19 protein-coding genes are annotated in these 20,520 nt (G+C 30.3%); 5 read left to right on the top strand and 14 right to left on the bottom strand.

From position 1 onward, the window contains the following. Positions 1-69: 69 nt before the first annotated feature. The 5 genes from brnQ to IAE52_RS08285 form a co-directional block, all read right to left on the bottom strand. Positions 70-1,440: a branched-chain amino acid transport system II carrier protein gene (brnQ, locus tag IAE52_RS08305; RefSeq protein WP_058203230.1), complete on the bottom strand. Its 1,371-nt coding sequence runs from the start codon at positions 1,438-1,440 to the stop codon at positions 70-72. 236 nt (positions 1,441-1,676) lie between these two features. After that, positions 1,677-1,949: a GNAT family N-acetyltransferase gene (locus IAE52_RS08300; protein WP_021214922.1), complete on the bottom strand. Its 273-nt coding sequence runs from the start codon at positions 1,947-1,949 to the stop codon at positions 1,677-1,679. Next, the gene (locus IAE52_RS08295) at positions 1,949-2,221 is read right to left on the bottom strand and encodes a (4Fe-4S)-binding protein (RefSeq protein ID WP_015425977.1); all 273 of its coding nucleotides are present in this window, start codon (positions 2,219-2,221) and stop codon (positions 1,949-1,951) included. The genes IAE52_RS08300 and IAE52_RS08295 overlap by 1 nt, the downstream gene beginning before the upstream one ends. Positions 2,222-3,328: 1,107 nt before the next feature. Then, positions 3,329-4,300, bottom strand: coding sequence for a LacI family DNA-binding transcriptional regulator (locus IAE52_RS08290; protein ID WP_109990687.1), 972 nt, complete (start codon positions 4,298-4,300; stop codon positions 3,329-3,331). Then, a complete protein-coding gene (locus tag IAE52_RS08285) occupies positions 4,282-5,700 on the bottom strand; it encodes a sucrose-6-phosphate hydrolase (protein WP_109990688.1) in 1,419 nt (472 codons plus the stop codon). The genes IAE52_RS08290 and IAE52_RS08285 overlap by 19 nt, the downstream gene beginning before the upstream one ends. Positions 5,701-5,878: 178 nt before the next feature. Between IAE52_RS08285 and IAE52_RS08280 the strand changes: the two genes are divergently transcribed. Further along, positions 5,879-7,831, top strand: coding sequence for a sucrose-specific PTS transporter subunit IIBC (locus tag IAE52_RS08280; protein WP_109990689.1), 1,953 nt, complete (start codon positions 5,879-5,881; stop codon positions 7,829-7,831). Positions 7,832-7,843: 12 nt separating this feature from the next. Further along, complete coding sequence (gene scrK, locus IAE52_RS08275; RefSeq protein ID WP_109990690.1) at positions 7,844-8,716, top strand: fructokinase ScrK; 873 nt, start codon at positions 7,844-7,846, stop codon at positions 8,714-8,716. 460 nt (positions 8,717-9,176) lie between these two features. Here the strand turns inward: scrK and IAE52_RS08270 are convergent, their stop codons facing one another. Continuing rightward, positions 9,177-10,544 (bottom strand): MFS transporter, encoded by a 1,368-nt coding sequence (locus tag IAE52_RS08270; protein ID WP_109990691.1) that lies wholly within the window; start codon positions 10,542-10,544, stop codon positions 9,177-9,179. A 47-nt stretch (positions 10,545-10,591) separates the two neighbouring features. Beyond that, complete coding sequence (locus IAE52_RS08265) at positions 10,592-11,413, bottom strand: MurR/RpiR family transcriptional regulator (protein ID WP_033898701.1); 822 nt, start codon at positions 11,411-11,413, stop codon at positions 10,592-10,594. Between the two features lie 144 nt (positions 11,414-11,557). Between IAE52_RS08265 and rpiA the strand changes: the two genes are divergently transcribed. Beyond that, a complete protein-coding gene (gene rpiA, locus IAE52_RS08260) occupies positions 11,558-12,280 on the top strand; it encodes a ribose 5-phosphate isomerase A (RefSeq protein ID WP_327063416.1) in 723 nt (240 codons plus the stop codon). After that, positions 12,253-13,230 (top strand): Gfo/Idh/MocA family protein, encoded by a 978-nt coding sequence (locus IAE52_RS08255; protein WP_033898703.1) that lies wholly within the window; start codon positions 12,253-12,255, stop codon positions 13,228-13,230. Before rpiA ends, IAE52_RS08255 begins: the two co-directional genes overlap by 28 nt. A gap of 245 nt (positions 13,231-13,475) precedes the next feature. On the opposite strand, the gene IAE52_RS08250 is transcribed toward IAE52_RS08255, so the two are convergent. Beyond that, positions 13,476-13,961: a helix-turn-helix transcriptional regulator gene (locus IAE52_RS08250; protein ID WP_233610974.1), complete on the bottom strand. Its 486-nt coding sequence runs from the start codon at positions 13,959-13,961 to the stop codon at positions 13,476-13,478. A gap of 358 nt (positions 13,962-14,319) precedes the next feature. Here IAE52_RS08250 and IAE52_RS08245 point away from each other — a divergent pair, with 358 nt between their 5' ends. Next, positions 14,320-15,156, top strand: coding sequence for a hypothetical protein (locus IAE52_RS08245; protein WP_058223462.1), 837 nt, complete (start codon positions 14,320-14,322; stop codon positions 15,154-15,156). Between the two features lie 1,250 nt (positions 15,157-16,406). On the opposite strand, the gene IAE52_RS08240 is transcribed toward IAE52_RS08245, so the two are convergent. From IAE52_RS08240 to IAE52_RS08215, 6 genes are all read right to left on the bottom strand, one after another. Next, positions 16,407-16,961, bottom strand: coding sequence for a recombinase family protein (locus tag IAE52_RS08240; protein ID WP_109990692.1), 555 nt, complete (start codon positions 16,959-16,961; stop codon positions 16,407-16,409). Between the two features lie 261 nt (positions 16,962-17,222). Next, positions 17,223-17,675, bottom strand: coding sequence for a GNAT family N-acetyltransferase (locus tag IAE52_RS08235; RefSeq protein WP_058204273.1), 453 nt, complete (start codon positions 17,673-17,675; stop codon positions 17,223-17,225). A 462-nt stretch (positions 17,676-18,137) separates the two neighbouring features. Continuing rightward, a complete protein-coding gene (locus tag IAE52_RS08230; protein WP_109990693.1) occupies positions 18,138-18,743 on the bottom strand; it encodes a helix-turn-helix domain-containing protein in 606 nt (201 codons plus the stop codon). Between the two features lie 147 nt (positions 18,744-18,890). Then, entirely contained in the window at positions 18,891-19,067 is a 177-nt protein-coding gene (locus tag IAE52_RS08225; RefSeq protein ID WP_003140242.1) for a hypothetical protein, read from the bottom strand. A 51-nt stretch (positions 19,068-19,118) separates the two neighbouring features. After that, the gene (locus IAE52_RS08220; protein ID WP_017865360.1) at positions 19,119-19,310 is read right to left on the bottom strand and encodes a hypothetical protein; all 192 of its coding nucleotides are present in this window, start codon (positions 19,308-19,310) and stop codon (positions 19,119-19,121) included. A 30-nt stretch (positions 19,311-19,340) separates the two neighbouring features. Further along, positions 19,341-19,538, bottom strand: a complete 198-nt coding sequence (locus tag IAE52_RS08215; RefSeq protein WP_017865361.1) for a hypothetical protein — start codon at positions 19,536-19,538, stop codon at positions 19,341-19,343. Positions 19,539-20,520: the final 982 nt, after the last annotated feature.

Genomic DNA, 20,520 nt, shown 5'->3' with positions numbered 1-20,520 from the left:
GTTGATGTAAAAGAAAAGGAGTTATCAATTATTTGAAACTCCTTTTTATATATTGTAGGCTCTCAACTTTTATGAAAGTGTTGAAGACTTTTTATTTTTATATACAGTAATCGCGATTTGACATAAACATCCGATGATAAAGCCTAAAACCGCCGGAAGAATCCAACCCATTCCTAGGGAGAAAAAGGGTAGAAAGTCTTTAGCAAAATTAATTATTACTGATATGAAAGTAATTGTGTGAAGACTGGCTGGAAGAGCATTGAGTCCGTCGATAATAGCCGCTAAAAGTGTAAAAGCAGTTGTTATCTGATAAACGAGTCTAGAATGTTTAAAAAGCGGGCTTAATAAAGCTAATAAAATAAGGATAATGGCTAAGGGATATAAAAACATGAGGACTGGAACTGAAAGTTCTATAATTTTTGTCAAACCAATATTTGCAAAGATGCAAGGAAGAATACTTACGATGAGGAGATAAAAACGGTATTCTTTTTTAGGAAATAATTCGGCAAAGGTTTCAGAAAAGGCAGACATTAAGCCAACGGCTGTTTTTAAGCAAGCGATGATGACAATGAGTGCTAAGATAATCATGCCGAAATTTCCTAAGTAGTGGTTGGAAATTTGAGCGAGAGCAATTCCACCATTTTCACTAATAGCAAATTGCCCAAGACTCATAGTACCTAGGTAAGAAAGGCAGGTGTAAATGATAGCCATTAGTCCTACACTGATAAGGCCAGCTTTTATGGTTTCTTTTGCAATAATTTTAGGATTTTTTACGCCACGTTGGCGAATAGTTGTGATGATAATGATTCCAAAAGCTAAGGCGGCCAAGGCATCAAGAGTATTGTAACCTTGTGTGAAACCTGTCAAAATAGGAGATGCTTGATAGGCTTTACCAATTTCTGCTTGGCTAACTTTTCCTAATGGATGAGTGAAAGCAATGACCAAAATAATACCTAACAAAACCAAAAAGAGGGGATTTAAAAATTTTCCGATATAATCTAAGAGTTTTGTTGGCTTTCTAGACAGAAACCAGGCGGTCCCAAAGAAAAGGATACTAAAAAGAGCCAATAGTGGAGCTTGGAGTTCATGACTTAAAAAAGGTGAAATTCCAATTTCAAAAGAAGTAGTTGCTAAGCGAGGAAGAGCGAAAAAGGGGCCAATAACGAGATAAAGTAAAATTGTAAAAATATAAGCATAAATACGATTGACTCGGGAAGCTAACTCAAAAACCCCGTTACTTTGAGAAATTCCCAGGGCGATAATTCCTAAAAAGGGAAAGCCGACTGCTGTAATTAAAAAACCAAAATTTGCTTGTGAAATAGCAGCTCCGGCCTCTTGACCCATATGTATTGGAAAAATTAAATTTCCAGCACCAAAGAAAAGTCCAAATAACATTGACCCTATAAAGAGGTAATCTTTACCAGCTAATTTTTCCTCCATAAATACTCCTTATAATTGATTTGTTTGTTAGATAAAATAATGAATTATTATAGCAAAAAAATTGTGAATTTACAACACAATTTTATAGAAAACATGACGATTGATTTTATTAAGCCTTTTAAATTACCAAGTAAATTCAGTGTTAAAGTAAAGTTTGAAGAAAATTTTTTCTATTGCTTAATTTAGAATACATAAAAAAGGCCCCGCTAAAAGGTCTTTTATATTTAAGGATTAGCTTATTTTAAAACATCAGTTAATTCTTCTTTGTGTTCTCTGAAATATTTGACGGCATAGGGGCAAGTGGCTCCTAATTTTAATTGTTCGCGTCTTGCTTTTTGGATTCCGGCAAGAACTAATTTTTCGGCTAGGCCTTGACCGCGATAGTCAAGTGAAACGCCAGTATGAGTGATTATTATTGAATTATTCATAGGCATATAGGCCATTTCGCCAATGACTTCTCCTTTATCTGACAGAAGTTCAAATAGATTTTCTCTTTCAATAATGTTCATTAGTTTTTCTCCTTCGCCAAATATTTTAGTGCTCCAGAAGGGCATCTATTGATTACTGATTGATTGGAAGCGACATCGCCATTATCGGGGATAATCCAAGGCTTACGGCCAACTTCAAATACTAAAGGATTTCCTCTAACACATTCACCTGCATGTTCACAAATTGCTACATTGTAATAAATATCCATGTTTTCACCACGATACTTACGATAATCATTTTTCAATAGTTGTTCTTCATTCGCAGCTTCGCCAAATAATTTTGAATTATCCATTTTCTTCCTCCTGTTTACGATTGTATTTTTTTATATGACATTTGTCAAGCTGCTTTATCAGAATGATATCTATAGAAAGTATTAAAAAATAATATAGGGGTCTAGGAAGAGATGAAAGAGATATACAGATATGTTATAATATAAATGCTTATTGACTTTTTTGTCTTGGAAAAAAATGAAAATATGTTTTAGGGTTGATTAAATAAAAGTAAAATTAATTAATCAATGACAGATTAATAAAAAAGAGAAAAAACTCTAGTAATAAATTGGAAAATTTTTTGCTTAAAAAATTACGGAGAAGGAATTTCAAATAAGATAATGGAAATTTTTGATACACATATAAAGTGCATTTTAACCTAGAATTAAAAGATGTATCATTGATAAAAATAAAATGAACCAAAGAACTAACCAAAGCAAAACTATACAGCATCTACTTTATCAAAAAACCTACTGTAAATTTTACAGTAGGTTTTTGTAGTAGAAAATATTAAATCAAATTTATGATAATGTATTAGGAAAGTATTGTATAGATAGCATTTAAAGCAATATTTATGAAAAATTTTGAATAAAATAAGTAAAATCTGAATATTATTGTATAAATCGGTGTTTTAACTAAAATATGAGTAAATATTGTAATTATTAAGTGTCTGAGCCTATAAGTATTTAAATAAATATAGAACTAAACCTATTTTCTTGGAAGATTTGAATGTAACTATTGAATTATTTTTAGGTTAAATTAGCTTAAGCCTAATAAAATTTATTAGATTTATTTTTAGATAATTTTGGCAATATCTTCAATATTTTATCTTTTTTCGTAGATATTTTTTCTAACTAAAACAACAACAAACTTATTGGCCCCTTCTAAACTATTAACGGCTCCCCATCCAATTAGCTTTAGATCTTCTCTCATTTCACTATTGTCAATAACTAAAAATTTCCAGGATTCATAAAGAAGTTAGCTTGGAAAGAGTTTGGCACTTTCAAGAATGATATCCCAATACTTTTTATCTATAGACTGAGTGGGTTCAAATTTTGGGGTCGCAAAACGTTATAGAAAAAGACACTGTAGAATTAAATCAGTGTCTTTTTGAAAGAGGGAAATATATTTTAATCTATACCATGATGCAGCTGAACAGGAAGTTGATATGTAATGTCAATGTTATCTCCATCAATTTTTCGTATGATTAAATCCACTAACAGTTCCGCTAAATCATTTATTGGCTGCTTTATCGTTGTCAGGTTAGGGTAGTAGTTCTCTATAAATTCAGTTCCATCAAAACCTACCACATTAAGTGATTTTTTTAAATTTGAGGCGAGATCTTTTACTAATATAGCTGTTAAATCGTCTGTACAAAATACACCATCAAAATCATTGTTTTCTAGTATTTTTTTGATCTCAACTTTTTTGCGAAGAAGAGTCCATTGAGAAGGAATTTTTATTATATGAGACTTTAATTGATTTCTTTCTAGCTCAAGCAAATATCCATCACGCCTTAAATATGTAGGAGAATTGGTATTATCGTTCCCAGTAAATATGGCAATTTTTTTACTTCCAGAGTTAATCAAAGCTTTAGTAGCTAGAATTCCTCCCTCAAAATTATCAGAGCTAACAACAGTCGTTTCAGGGGTTAATAAACGGTCAAAAGCAACAATAGGTGCTTCAATTGCTATATAATCATGTGCTTTTAAATTATGACTCCCATAAATAATTCCATCAACTTGGTTAGAAAGTAGTAAGGCAAGGTAGTCTCGCTCTTTTTGCTCATCATGTTCTGTTGTTGCTAACATAGCTTTGTAACCTCGTTTGAAAAGAGCTTGCTCAATTTTTTCAATCAATTCTGCATAAAAAATATTTTTTATAGTTGGAAATACTAGCCCAATTAATTTTAAGGACTTTCCTTGCAAAGAACGTGCGGCTGCGTTTGGAATATAATGCAAGTCTTGCATTGCTTTTTCTACTTTTGATATTGTTGCGTCACTCAAATATCCTTTACGATTTATAACACGCGAAACTGTCGTTACACTAACCCCAGCTTTATTTGCAACATCTTCAAGTTTAATCACTTTTTTAGCTCCCATAATTTTATTTTTATCGGATTTTGACTTCTAATCGAATACTGATTCTTATTTGGAAATACACGACCTGATAATACTTTTTCACCTTCATTAATAAAAATTTCAAAAATTGATTGATCAATAAATACATTCATTTTTTCTATTTTAACATGTACCAAACGTTTTTCATAATTTCTTATAAGTGTAATAGTATTATTTTCTTTATCTATCTCAACTTTAAGTGCACTATCCCCTTTTTCATTTGTCATTAAAGATAGGAGTGTAGAGTTTTGCTGACGAAAATCGACCTCAAGTTCATAAGAGTTAGATGTAATAATGTTATTATCTGCTAGTAAGAGATCTTGTTCCTTTTGTCTTAATTCTTTCATTTTTTCAACTGGATATTGATACAATTTGTTGTCTTTTATTGAAAGCTTCTTAACCATGGACAAGACACCTTGAACATTGTATTTATCAGTGGGATATGATGTCTCAGGTAAACCTAGCCATGAAATGGCATAAGCAGAGCCATCAGGTGCATTAAATGACTGCGTAGCATAACAGTCAAAACCTTCATCCAAATTAATTAGTTGTCCTGCATTTTTTAGCTGATTTTTTGAACCAGTAGTAAAGTCATCCGCAATAACATACACATTAGGATATATATTATCATATTTAACAATCGATTTATCTAGTCCTTGTGGACAAAAAACTAATACTGTCCTACCATTGACAAATATAAGGTTCGGACATTCAATCATATAACCCATTTTTTCTTTTGAAAAATCTAAGTTTCCCAAATCTTTCCAATCAGTTAAATTATTTTCTATTGCTTTATAAAGTTTGATTATACCATTTTTTTGAGAGCTTTGAGCACCAATTAAGCAATAAATTTGTCCTTGAAATGAAAAAATTTGGGGATCTCGAAAATGGTCGGTTGTTTGAGAAAAATCAGGAAAAATTAGTGGTTCAGTGAATTTGACTAACTGATTATTTTTGTCAACTTTTGCTCCGAGTTGATATGGAGTTCTAACCCAATCTTTGCCTCTGTGATTACCCGTATATATTAAAAATAAGGAGTTTTCAAAAGGTAAAGCGGACCCAGAATAAGCTCCTGCATTATCATATTTTGTATCTGGATAAAGGACTAGCCCTGTTTTCTCAAAGTGGACGAGATCATCTGAGACCAGATGTACCCATGATTTTAAACCATGTACTGGCCCAAAAGGGAAATGTTGGTAGAACAAATGCCATTTTCCATTGAAATAAGAGAATCCATTTGGATCATTAAGAAGTCCAGTTTCTGGTTCAATATGAAAATTTGATTTCCAAGGAGATTTTAGTGCCAGTTTGCGTAAACTCTGTAAATCATTTTCAGAATAACTATCGTAGGTACGATATCGTTGTTTGGTAGACCATTTCATTTTTTTTCCTCATTTACTAAATTATATATATTTATGATAAACGTTTTTTATAAAAAAATCAATATAAATAAGCATGTAAAAATAAAAAAATAAAAAAACATGGCAAGCGCTTGACATATATCAGAAAAATGATAAAATAACTTCTGTAAGCGAAATCATTTTATTTGAGGAGAAAATTATGAATCATAAGCAGGTAGCTGAACGCATTTTAAATGCAGTTGGGCGTGATAACATTCAAGGAGCTGCACATTGTGCGACACGACTACGTTTAGTCTTAAAAGATACTGGCGTTATTGATCAAGAGGCTCTAGATAATGACCCAGATCTTAAGGGTACTTTTGAAGCAGCTGGTCAATATCAAATTATTGTAGGGCCAGGTGATGTTAACACTGTATACGAAGAATTTATTAAACTTACAGGAATAAGTGAGGCATCAACTGCAGATCTCAAAGAGATTGCAGGAAGTCAAAAAAAACAAAATCCAGTAATGGCACTTGTAAAGCTGCTTTCTGATATTTTTGTTCCTTTGATACCAGCTCTTGTAGCTGGTGGTCTGTTAATGGCTCTTAATAATGCGCTAACAGCTGAACATCTTTTCGCGACGAAATCGCTTGTTGAAATGTTTCCGATGTGGAAAGGATTTGCTGATATTGTTAATACTATGAGTGCCGCACCATTTACATTCATGCCAATTTTAATAGGTTATTCTGCCACAAAAAGGTTTGGCGGAAACCCATATTTAGGAGCTGTTATAGGTATGATTATGGTAATGCCTGGGCTTATTAATGGATATAATGTTGCTGAAGCAATCTCTAATCATACAATGACTTATTGGGATATTTTTGGTTTTAAAGTTGCCCAGGCTGGATATCAAGGACAAGTTCTTCCTGTAATTGGAGTGGCTTTTATCCTTGCTAAACTTGAGAGATTCTTTCATAAATACCTTAACGATGCTATAGACTTCACATTTACTCCGTTGCTTTCAGTCATCATAACTGGATTTCTCACATTCACTATTGTAGGACCAGCACTTCGTTTTGTATCAAATGGCTTGACAGATGGTTTGGTTGGACTTTATAACACATTAGGGGCACTAGGAATGCTTGTGTTTGGAGGCTTCTACTCCGCAATAGTAGTAACCGGATTACATCAGAGTTTTCCGGCCATTGAAACAATGTTAATCACAAACTATCAACACAGTGGTATTGGTGGAGACTTTATTTTTCCAGTTGCGGCCTGCGCAAATATGGCTCAAGCTGGTGCAACTTTTGCAATTTTATTTGTTACTAAAAACATTAAGACAAAAGCTCTTGCAGCTCCAGCTGGTGTATCTGCCATCCTGGGTATTACTGAACCTGCGTTATTTGGGATTAATTTAAAACTAAAATATCCGTTCTTTATTGCTCTTGGGGCTTCAGCAATTGGTTCATTATTTATGGGCTTATTCCATGTCCTTGCGGTTAGTCTGGGATCCGCAGGATTAATTGGCTTTATCTCTATTAAAGCTGGGTATAACTTACAGTTTATGATTTCGATATTTATTAGCTTTCTTATTGCTTTTGTTGTTACCTCAATCTATGGTCGGAGGATGGAAGCTAAATCTATTACGAAAGAAAAAAATAAACAGAATGCAACAACTCAATACCAACCTGAGAAAGTTATTATCGAACCAGTTAAAAGTGACGAACTCCTTGCTCCGATAAATGGATTTGTGATTCCTCTGTCTGATGTAAGTGACCCTGTTTTCTCAAAAGAAATTATGGGAAAAGGTATTGCAATCAAGCCTAAATCTGGAGAACTTTTCTCACCAGCCGACGGAGAAGTTATTATTGCTTATGAAACAGGTCACGCTTACGGTATAAAAACAAAAAATGGAGGTGAAGTTCTTTTACATATTGGAATAGATACTGTTTCAATGAATGGTAATGGATTCATACAAAATGTTAAAGTTGGACAGAAAGTAAAAGCAGGGGATTTACTAGGATCTTTTGATAAAGAAGAAATTAAGAAGAGTGGATTCGATGATACTGTGATTATTGTTATTACCAATTCAGCAAGTTACAATGAGATTTTGCCATTGAGTGAAAATGTTGATATCAAAGTTGGAGAAAAGATTCTATTATTGAACTAGAGGGAGAGAACTATGTCCGTATACTATGGATCAATTGAGGCTGGTGGCACAAAATTTGTACTTGCTATTGCAGATGAACATTTTAATATTATAAAAAAATTCAAATTTGCTACTACTACGCCACAAGAAACTATAAGTAAGACGATTAAATATTTTAAAGAAAATCGAGTTTCTGCCATTGGTTTAGGATCATTTGGTCCTATTGATCTAAACCTTTCAAGTAAAACGTATGGTTACATTACTTCGACGCCAAAAGTTGGTTGGAAAAATATAAATTTAGTTGGCCAATTAAAAGAAGCACTTAATATTCCAATATATTTTACTACTGATGTAAACGCCTCAGCCTATGGTGAAATGAAAAATACAGGAATAAAAAATCTTGTTTATTTAACAATTGGTACAGGTATTGGAGGGGGAGCAATTCAAAATGGATATTTTATTGGTGGCATTGGGCATTCGGAAATGGGTCACCAAAGAATAACTCGTCATAGAGATGATTTTACTTTTGAAGGAATCTGTCCCTTCCATGGTGATTGTCTTGAAGGAGTTGCGGCGGGTCCGAGTCTTGAAGCTAGAACAGGAATACTTGGGGAAAAAATTCCTTCAGATGATCCTATCTGGGATATCTTAAGCTATTATATTGCTCAAGCGGCTATTAATGCAACATTGGCATTAGCTCCCGAGTGTATAATTTTGGGAGGTGGTGTAATGGAAAAACCAAATATGATATCACTTATACAAAAACAATTCATTTCTATGCTTAATAATTATATAGATCTGCCTTGTTCTGTAGAAAAGTATATTCGCTTACCAACTGTCAAAGAAAATGGCTCAGCAACATTAGGAAATTTTTATTTAGCATATTCTTTATTTACAAAAAAATAATTATATAAAATCCATATTTTCTAGCATGCAGTTCAACAAAATATAATGGTAATTGTAAATATTAAGTCAATATTATAACTATAAAAAAGTTTCAGTTTTTTGTTATCTTTTAACTTTTTGCAACATAATCGAAAGTTCTTTTATTGGAAGGCAGCATTTCACAAATTATGTATTATCTTATTTAGAATAAGAAAAGTTGAAATGCCCAAAAATATTTCAAATATGGGAATATTACTGAATGCCTATGTAGCATTGAATTATTGAAATTAAAATAAAATTTAGTGGGAAAATAGTGGGCAAAATTTAAAATACAAAAATCATGAAGCATTATCTAAAAAATGAAAAACTTATAAAATAAAAAGTCACTAAAAATTCTTAGTGACTTTATATTTTTTATATTAAATAAATTGAGTAACTACAATATAAATAATAGCTGAAAGTCAGTAAAAATGACAGAACTCTAATCTAAAGACTTTTTATTTAATATTTTGAAGACACCTATAAAATTAAATAGTGCTAAACAAAGCAATAAAATAAATAAATTATGGGTACCTTTTTCTAGACTTATTGAATTTGAAACAACGAGACTAGCAACTGAAGTTCCTAAAGATCCTAAAAATTGGTTTGTTGTCTGAAAGAAAGCGTTAGCATTAGTTTTATCTGACAAAGATATTTTATCAAGTGTATTTGTAATTATTGTATTCATAGGAAAGTTTCTACCAACTGTAAATCCTATATAGAGGAACATGATAGTTAGAAAAGATAACTGACCTGTATTTATAGATAAAAATGATAAAGAGATGACTAGTAATACATTACCAAAGATTATCCCAAGCTCAGGTCCTTTAGCATCATATAATTTTCCTACTTTAGGATTAAAAAGAGCTCCAATTAATGTACCCGGTAACATTGAAAAACCAGCTAATAAACTACCAGTTCCTTTTGAATTCTCTAAAAATATTGGAATAATAAAATTAACAGCTAGATTTGAAAATTGATAAATCCCAAAAAATAACAAAGAAAAACTGAAAAAAGAATTTGAAAATATTCTAATATTTAGAAAAGTTTTTGAGGAAGTAAGGCTTCGCCATATATACATACCTAAAGCGAGTAAGAAAACAATCAATAGAACTATATTAATATTACCTTTAGCTATACTATTTATTCCTAGAATAAAGCTAGTCAAAGTTGTTGATAACAGGATAAATGCTACTAGATCTAATTTTACTATGTTCTTAATACGTATAGAATTACTAAGATTTCGATTACCTATGAATAAAGCAATAATTGGTAGAGTGAGTAATCCGATAAAAATCCATCGCCAACCTGCAGTACTTACTAATAAGCCTCCGTAAGATGGTCCAATTGATGGAGCTATTGAAATAATTAAACTTCCAATACCCATCCATAATCCAATAACTTTGTGAGGAATACGCTCCAAAATTACATTAAACAAAAGAGGAGTTCCTATACCAGTAGAAATACCTTGAAAAAGTCTACCTAAAAGTAGCATTGGAAAGTTGATACTAAAAATACATATAATGCTACCTAGTAAGAAACTTCCTAAAGCCATAAAAAAAAGTTGTCTTTCTAAAAATTTCTGTTTTAGAAAAGCACTTAAAGTCATAACAATTGCCACATCTAACAAATAAAAGCTAGTGAGTCCCTGTACAGTATTTAAACTGACATTAAAAAACTTCATTAAACTGGGGAAAGCGACATTCATACTTGTCTCTGAAATTATACCCGAAAAACTTATAAATCCAATGGATATTATTCCTAAAGCAGTTCTTTTATCCACTGTATTATCTATATTATTATCAACCACCTTTTCTACCTTCCATATCTAATTATATTTTTTCATTTAGATAAAAATCACAGCTTAGCTTCAGAAATAATTTGTTCATGCAATTTTATATTTTCTAATCTACTCTTATCTTGGGAAAGTATCAGAAAAATTAATTCAATCAGATACATTGCTGAGAGTCTAGAGAAATAGTAGTCATTATGGAAGAAATAATCTCTACTGAAACTTGTTAGATGGAAATTAGAAAGTCGTGCAATAGGAGAATCAGGATGATTAGTTATTGAAATGATAGGAATTTTTTTTTCTTTTGCAATATTAATTAGTTTAATCAAAGACTTTGATTCGCCAGAGTTTGAAATGACTATTAATAAATCTTCTTTTCGCATATTTAAAGTAAAAGCTGTTTGTACTTGCCAATCATCAAATACGACAGATGTAATACCTAGTTGATTAAATCGATAACTTGCATCTTTAGCTACAGGAATAGTATTCCCAGATGCAACAAAATGAGTGAGTTTAACATTAGTTATAATTTTAATGATGCTTTGTAGATTATCTATATCCAAATTGTCAGTTGCAGCAATGAGTTCAGTAGTTTTTATTTTGCTAATATTCTTAATTAATTCATTTAGTGACGTGTTTTTATTTACTTTTATATTTTCGTTGTCTTGTATTCTAGCTAGCTCAATTTTTAATTGATGAAAACCAGTCAAATTTAATTTTTTACAAAACCTTGAAATACTTGCTTCACTTACATTAGAGTTTCTGGCTAGTAATGCAATAGGCATGTCAATAACCTTTTTAGGATTTTTCAGAATAAATTCAGCTATTTTTTTTTCACTTTCAAAGAAATTTTGAAAATTAACTTGTATTTGATCGAGTATATTCATTATCTATCCTTTTTTATTTTTTTAATATAAATATCAACCTTTATATATATTATTATAGCACATATAAGATAAAACGCAAAATTTAATTTCTTTTTAAAAAATTGCGTAAAATAAAATTTCATGATATAGTTGATGTGTAAATAAATTTCACGGAGGTGCATCATAACGAAAGAAAATATCGCGAACTTTGCAATAAATCTTATAAAAGATGGGCAAACTATAGGTTTGGGTGGAGGAAGAAACGTATCATTAATTGTGAAGAGTTTAGAAAAAAGTTCTCTTAAGCATATTAGAATTGTGACAGTGTCTAACGAAACAAAGACTCTGTGTGAACAAATGGGTCTTAATTTAGTTGAATTTGAAGAAGTAGATCAAGTCGATTGGACTTTTGATGGCTGTGATTGGATTAATAGAAAGTTTCAAGCGTTGAAAACAAGAGGAGGGATACAAACTGAAGAGAAAATGTTGGCTCAAGTTTCTAAACATTATGTTTTACTTGTAACAAAAGATAAACTATATGATCCTAAAAAAACAGAATTACCGATTTGTTGTGAAATCTTGCCAAATTCAATAAAAGTAATTAGAAAAAAATTATTAAATTATAATGCTGATTTTAATTTAAGGATTTCAAATAATATGCCAATAAAAACAAGACATGGAAATTATTTAATTGATGTTCAATGGAAAAATAGTGATATTCCAGAATATATAAGTACAGTCTTAGACTCATTAGCTGGGATTGTTTCTCATAGTTTTTTTTTGAATGAAATTACAGAAGTTCTATACAATGATGATAACGTAAAGCACATACATAAAAATAGAGAGAGAGAAGAAGAAGAATGGGAAAATATAATTGGGGAATTGTAGGTACAGGATGGATTGCTGGAGAGATGGCACAAACTCTAAGTGATAAACATGGAGAAATTTATTCGATAACGAGTACAAATTCAAAAGAGTTAAAAGAATTTATGAAAAAATACCCAGTTAAAAAAATATATTACTCTTTAGATGAATTATTAAATGATAAAGAAGTAGATATTATTTATATAGCTACACCTCATCATGTACATTCAGAAATAATTCAAAAGTCACTTGAGGCAGGGAAAAATGTTATTTCGGAAAAAGCTATTACAGTTAACAATGAAGAGTTAGAAGAACTAATCCAATTGGCTAAGGATAATGAATTAGTGCTAATGGAAGCAATGACTGTTTTACATATGCCATTATGGAAAACAATAAAAGATGAAGTTGACAAGGGACTTGTTGGAACAGTTAAAATGATTCAAGTTAATTTTGGGAGTCACAAAGAATATGATATCAATAATAGATTTTTTAACCCAGGCTTAGCTGGAGGCGCTCTACTTGATATAGGGGGATATGCTATAAGCGTAGCTCGTTTATTTATGTATTCTCAACCCACTGAAATTTTAACTACTGTAAAATATTTTGAAACAGGGGTTGATGAACAATCAGTAATCGTATTAAAAAATAAAGAAGAACAAATGGCCTCTATTACTTTATCAATGCAGGCTAAACAACCTAAAAGAGTTTTAATCACGGGAGATAAAGGATACATCGAAGTATACGACTATCCTCGTGGGACAAAAGCAAAATTTGTAGAGACTGAAACTGGTGACGAGAGAATAATAGAAATTGGTGATTCACTAAAAGCGCTAGCTTATGAAGTTTCGGACATGGAAAAATTAATAGAACAGAAGGAATTTTCTTCTGCCAACAGTTTTACCTTAGAAGTGGTGAAATTGATGACAAAAATAAGGGAGAAGTGGGGCTTCATTTATCCTTTTGAAAACAAGTAACAGTATTTCTACTGTTTAATTAACAGAACTTTTTACATGGTTATAGGATGTATGAAACACCTCTTAATTTACTGATAAATTAAAGAATACTTTATGTAAAAAATCCGGCCAAATTTAGCCGGATTTTTAATTGAGAAACTAATATCATATTCACATAGAATAAATGGTCCATCCAAAAAGAGTGAAGATTATAATTATAAGTACAATCAAAATATACTTTCCACTTTTATGGTAAGGATTTATGCTCATACCATACCAAAGCCTTTTGGAACCCACAGGGGAGCATTCTTATCCCCTTTATAATCTTTATAAACAAATTTCAAGAATTTATAAGAAAGTAAGATTAGAACAGAACTCAGAATTAATAAAATAATTGTTAGAAATTTAGTAACAGGTATGCTGAATCTAAAGATAGATATTGAAATTGCCATAAGGATAATTATAACCAATAGAACGGTGAGTGTTAATGAATATTTTTTGTTTGCTTTCTTTAAATTGATCAGTTCATAATCCTTTTTTACGTGCTTCATAAGATATTCGTCTCCTTTTATAGTATCTAGTGAAAAAACATAATAGTTACTTAGTTTAATTAGGGTTGGAATGTTGGGAAAGTTTTTTCCGTTTTCCCAATTTGAAAATGATTGTCTAGTAAGAAATAAATCACCTGCTACATTTTGTTGAGTTTTTCCCACTTTATGCCTTTCACTAACTAAAACTTCAGATAGTTTCATTTATAACCTCCTTATAGCTATAAGTATATATTATCATTCGATATTTTCCTAGAAATTATTTTTTGCAAGCTTGATAGTTATTTGCAAATAATTTTTGCATTCTTATAAATAAAGAATTATAGCCATTTATCCAATGTAATGTTTTTTTAAAATATAAAGTGGAACAAATCGGGAGTTTTATTGTTGGGTATAAAAAGTTTGAGATCGTTTAATATTTGTAAAAAGTATTTAGAGACTAAAAACGGGTATAATTCATTTTAAAAATGAATTATATGAATTTGTAAGGGGTTATACAAGAAATATATTTTGCTATTTATGTTATACTGATTTTGTAAATTCAATAATAAGGTGATCTGGAATGAAAAAAATGAGCAAGTTTTTAATTTTATTGATAATTATTATAAGTATTTTTTTTCTATTGACCATTTTCATAGTTACCAATATTAATTTATCAAATGCTTTATTAGGGTGGTCTGAGTACCAAGCAGTTGAATTTAGAGATAAATTAATTTACTTCTTAAGTCTTGGTTGGTGGTTTATACTTTTTATAATAATTGTTTTTGGATTTGCCATTTCAGTAAAAAATTTTAAAAAGAGATGGTTTATAGGTATATTAATTATAATAATCTCAACTGGGATATGGTACTTAATTGGTGTAAGCACATCTATTTCAACAATTGATCAAAATATTTTTAGGAAAAAAATGTCTTCTTACTCTGCTATGACTAGTCTTTTAAAAAAGAAAGATTTAAGACAAAAAGATATCCAACTGATTAGTTATAGCCTACATTTTCGTAACCCAGTTTTGCAAACAGGGGTATATGCGGTTAGTCGTATTATAAATCCTGTCACAGAATTACAGGATGAGTATTGGTATTATCCTACTAATCCTTTTCTAAAGTGGTCTAAATCGTCAAATAATATTACATTACCAGTAGATGAAACAATTAGTTATAATAAAATTCCTTGGGATTTAATTCCTAAAATGTTGAGTGAATCAAAACAAAGAGTTAATAAACTTCCGGTTTATTATAGGGGAATTTCAATTCTTATATTATCTGAGAGTGGTGGAAGATGGTATTGGACACTGAGTGCTGAAGATATCAGAGGACACACCACATATTCTGATATCTATTCCCTTGAGGGAAAATATATTGAAACAAATACAGCAGCGAGCACTTCAAATAGTAAATGAGTAAATAACATTTTTTGTTAGATAGTGATCAAAGATTCACTTAAAAAATTTGAAGAAAAAGTAGAAAAAAAATAAAAGACGGAAAACTAGAGTTTCCGTTTTACTGGCTTACTTCGATTAGTCGTACGGAATCTGATAAAGCCAAATGGACATCGTGCATTATTAAAGAAGGATACAAACAACATAGTTATTATTATTTAGAAATTTCTAAAGAACCTTATATTTGGCCTTGATTTATATATTTCGAAGATGTAGACGGGGTCAATTTTTCGGAGTCTGGGCAGTTCGATTAAATGATAGTAAATTCGACATTTTAAACAGTCTAGAACGTCAGATAATTGCATTTTATAAAGCATAAGAATTTGGTTACAATAAAAATTAATAGAATGAATTATATAAAATGCCCAATAAATCTTATACTAATTGGTTGTTTTTAATTTATAAACATTAAGTGTGTCCTATATAATATTGTCAAATTGAATTCGATTAATGCAAGATATTTAGAAACAAAATGAAAGGGTATTTACATTATTTGCAATTGCTCAGGCAATTCCGGTATTCAATGTAGCAGTAGATGCAATTTCTTTAACTTTAACCACACTTTGGGGAGGAGGAATAGGAGCAGAAGATATAATCTTACTGGTATCTTATATAATTAATTTTATAAATTATCAAAATGGAGCTTCTTCATGTTTTAACTCATTATGAAAATTATAACTGCAACTTTACTTTTAGTAATTTCTTTATTAGGAATTTTAGGAACAGCATTTCTCTACTTAGGAGAATTAACTCAAGGAAAGGGGGGAGGGTATTTATTTATTCTAGGATGTTTCCTAATACTAGGAATCCAATCCTTTACCTGGCTTGAAATCCTTTTTGAAAAAAGACAAAATGGAGAAGTTAAAAAATATGACTATTTTTTATTTAACATTCTGAAAGTCATTTTTTCAATTGGAGCCCTTCAACTTTTTATCCAATTGTGCTTCTTTTAAGTTAAAAAAAACACCTTTAAAAAATTGAGCAGAAGACACAAAAAGGCTAGCATATCAATCGTTTAGTCTTTTTTATGTTCCTCACTATACCAAAGTTACACAGTAGGTAAAGAAATAAACATGGTTAAGCTAGTTTCATTTTTTTAATATTTTAGTGTTTGTTAAAAAATAGATAATTGATCTTTTAAACCAAATAAAATTTAATAAAATCTAATCAGTTCATAACTTAAGCGTTGTGAGCTGGTCATTTATTTTATTCTAAAACTTATTAATATATCTATAAATTGTGGTTCTTGAAACTCCCCAAGAATCCGCAATCGACTTAATTGGAGTACCACTTTCAACTAATGTTTTAAGAAGCTTTATGTCCTGCTCTGAAAATTTTTCAGGTCTTCCTCCCAGCCGTCCTCTTGCACGTACGGCTTCTCTACCAGCGGCAGAACGTTCTAAAATAAGATTTCGCTCAAATTCCGCAAAAGCCGCAAACAAATGAAACATCAATTGTCCAGTCGAACTTGATTTATCCATTGTAATATTTTCTTGTAGACTATGAAAACTTACCCCTTTATTATTAAGAGAATTAACAATATTAATGAGATCTTCCATATTTCTACCCAATCGATCCAATCGCCAAACAACAATCGTATCCCCAGGACGAGAAAATTCAACTGCGGATTTTAATCCAGGTCTTTCTTTTTTACTTCCTGACATATGGTCAGTAAATATTTTTTCACAATTATATTTTTCAAGGCTATCTTTTTGTAAATCTAAATTTTGAAGTCCAGTTGAAACTCGGGCATATCCAATATTCATTTTTATTCCTCCGCTGATACTATTGTACCATAACTTGAAAGCACTTATATAAATGAACATAGAATAAATTACGGGTTAATGAACATTAAATGTAAATGTTTTTGAGAAATTTAATAGGAAAAGAAGAGTGTTCAGAAAATAACATTTTCTGAACACTCAAATATTGAAAAAATAGTGACTTCATTGCCGAAAGAACTTGCGCAGGCGGATCCTTTGCATGATTTCAAAGCTAAGCAATAAGATAAATTGACGCAATAGTAGTTAGACCTCCGTCGTACTGCTTACCATTAGAACTGATTCTTCTAACGCTTCAAAGCCATTTTTAGTATAGAAATTTTCAGCTGGTGTGCTACGGTCTGTATCGAGCATGATTGCAGAGATTGAACGTATGTGTAACTCTTGTTTTACATGTTTTAAAAATATCGTACCTAATCCGGAATGCTGCTTGGTATTGTCAATAAAAAATGTATCTAGAATATACTCGGTGCCTTGATACCATGGTTTAATAAAGCCGAGAGCAACGCCAATAAAACCATTAGAGTGGTCATCGTGTGCAATAAATCCGATAAAGGTATTCATTGCGTAAAGATTTTGAACGTATTCATTGATTTGAGTAGGATCATGGGTTTCATTCCAAGGCTCGGCAGCAAATACGTCGACATATTTTTTTACAATTAATGGAAAATCAGCCGTTTCTATAGGACGTAGTTTCATAGTAGTCTCCTTTTTATCTTTTCTTTCCTCTAGTATACTATGTTTGAGTCAACATTCCTTTTGACATCTGTTAAATAGCATGCCAATTCCCATTTAGGAAGTGTTGTTTTAGACAATTATATATATAACTTCTTATACCCTCTCTTTTTGTTTTGTTTTCTCTTACTTTATCATTTTATTTTTAAAAATGTGAGATAAAAGATTTATCTATTCAACGTTACCACGAGCGAAAGCGAGTTTTATTCAAAACACTCTATTTAGAGTGTCATTGCTATTATTTTTTTATCGAGCGTAACGACATTTATCAAATCAAAAGTATTATTTGATTGTTGATATAAGGGGGATTAGGTACTCCTAAACAAAAATGTACGTTACGTACTTTTTGAGGTTTGTGTAAACAAACCCGTTGCTTGCCAGTAACTTTTTATAATAATTATATTGTCTGTTCGCTCGATAAAAAATTTATAGATTATTAAAGAAAGAAATGAACCAAGTTATAAAACCAAAAATTGGGAAAATCATCCACCAATAAATTGAAAAAAATTGCCAAAAGTTTTCAAAGCGTTCTTTTTTTTCTTTTAATTTTATGCCCTTAGTAAGAGGGTACTTTTGGTCTAACGTTTCATTTAATTTAACTCCTAAATAATAATTTGCTAGACCTATTAACAATAATAATAAACTTACCCATGCCAGCCAAGAAAGTGTAATGTTATAGCCAGATGCTAATTCATTGATTTCAACACCTAAAATTGACATAACCAAAAGTATAGCTGCTATAACCAATAAAGTAATTGAGACGGTTATAGTTTGTCTATATTTCAGTTGAATAAGCTGTTCTTTAGACATATCCATGATTTTTACCTCTTTTGCTTCTTCCTCAATTCTTTCAAATAGTTCACTTACGGGAACTAAAAGAGCATTAGATATTGATGCTAAAGTATCTAAACTAACATCCGTTCCATTTTCTATTCTCTGAATCGTTCTAACAGTTATATTTGCTTTCTCAGCCAGCACTTCTTGCGTCCAACCTCTTTTTTTTCTTAACTCAGCAACTCTATATTTATTCATGAATATATAATAAACTATTTTTTAAAATATGTACACGACAGATAGACGACAAAAGAACGACAATCTACCGACACAGAGGTAAAACAACAGTTTTGGAGGAAATAATAAAAGCAGTAATCATACTAAAAAACTGCTTTTATTATTGTTTTATTTTTCATGCTGCTCTGTTTTGGACTTTTTATTCTTTAGTTTTTTATATTCTTTATTGACATCAGTCCAAATTTTATTATCTTCCTTTGAAAAATTGGCTTGTAATTTCTCTATTTGCTTAAAAAAGTTATCATTTGAAGGAGGTGGAGTAGGTGTTGGTGTCACAATTCCCATAATATTATACTTACACTTGTTAAAAGTGCCCTTTCTTTAAAAAATTATGATTTAAATATTTTTTAATAAACCATTTATAAATCCAATAATAAAATCATAAACTATTGGAAATGCAAGGCCTAGAGTTAAAAAGATAAAGCCAAAACGACTCCATTTATTCAGTTGTGAATAAAAACTTTTAAAACCGAACATCATAATGACTAATCCTATAACAGCAATGTAATAACCAATTCTATAAATCATTTAATTTCTCCAAGTAATTTATTAATCATTCTAATTTTTTGAATTTTTTATCCAGAAAAAATTCAAAGGAAGATAAATAATAAGAACAACAAAAAGTCCAATGATACGAGCTAACCAAATATTAATGTGAGAATCGGCACTTAGTATATCTAAAATCAAATTACCAAGATAAACAGAAATAAAAGCTGTTATCATGATTTTCATCCCTTTGCTCATTTTATATTTCATTGTTATCATCCTCTCTTAAAAATTTATAGTATTTAAATTAAAATCCCTATCGTAAAAATAAAAATATTGTAGTGATAGAATCTACTAAAGTATCAAAAATTGATTTGATTGTTTTCTTCTGTTCATAGGTCTTTTTTATTTTGAAAACGCACCTCCATTATTTATGAATTAGATCTAATTCCATTGACTTTAATTTACGATATTGGCTAATAAGTCTATTTTAGTGTAAAACGAGATAAAAAGAAAGTGAATAGAAATAAGTTGACTTATTTTTTCAGATAATTATATAATATTTTTTATTATTTATCTGAGTAAAAAAGGAACAGCAATTGGAAAAGTAGTTAGTAAATTTGATTCTGTAACTGTTGTAGCCAAATATATTAAAAGTTAAGATAAATAGGAATAATGGTTGGATAGAATTATGGTGATGTTATGGCTTTCTTTTTATTTATATTAATAATCATTTTTTGTCTATTAGCATATTATTTTACTGCTAATGAGTTTGTAGTTAAACCTTTGGTGTCTAAAAGAAAAAAAACAAGGAAAGCATATATCTAAAGCTTTTTTTATATATTCATGGATTTTAGGTTTATGCTTTTTGGGACTACTATTTTTGAGTTTTTATCTCACTGGTTTTTTTAAAATAATTCCGTCCATAATTTTGCTTATTTGGATGCTGGACTACAATCAAATATTTAAACACAAAATGAACAACTTTTTTCGAAAATAATTTTTGAGTTCAGCTTTAAATAAATATTTCCATCAAAAAAACAGTCATTAATTTTTAAATCTCTATAGTAAAACATCCTTCTGACTGAAAGAGTTTTCTCATTATAAAAATGAAAAATTTTTTAAAAGGGAATTTAATAATTTTCACTCTAGAAATGATAAGTTTCGGAAAAATTCAAATTTTTCAAAACCATAGTAAACCAGGATTTGCCAGTCATTGGTGGAATTGCCATTCCTGATTTAAAGATTAACC

Source organism: Lactococcus sp. S47, from assembly GCF_016517475.1.
GTDB lineage: Bacteria > Bacillota > Bacilli > Lactobacillales > Streptococcaceae > Lactococcus > Lactococcus lactis.
Note: the sequence above shows the minus strand (reverse complement) of the source record. Positions and strands in the feature narration are given on the sequence as shown.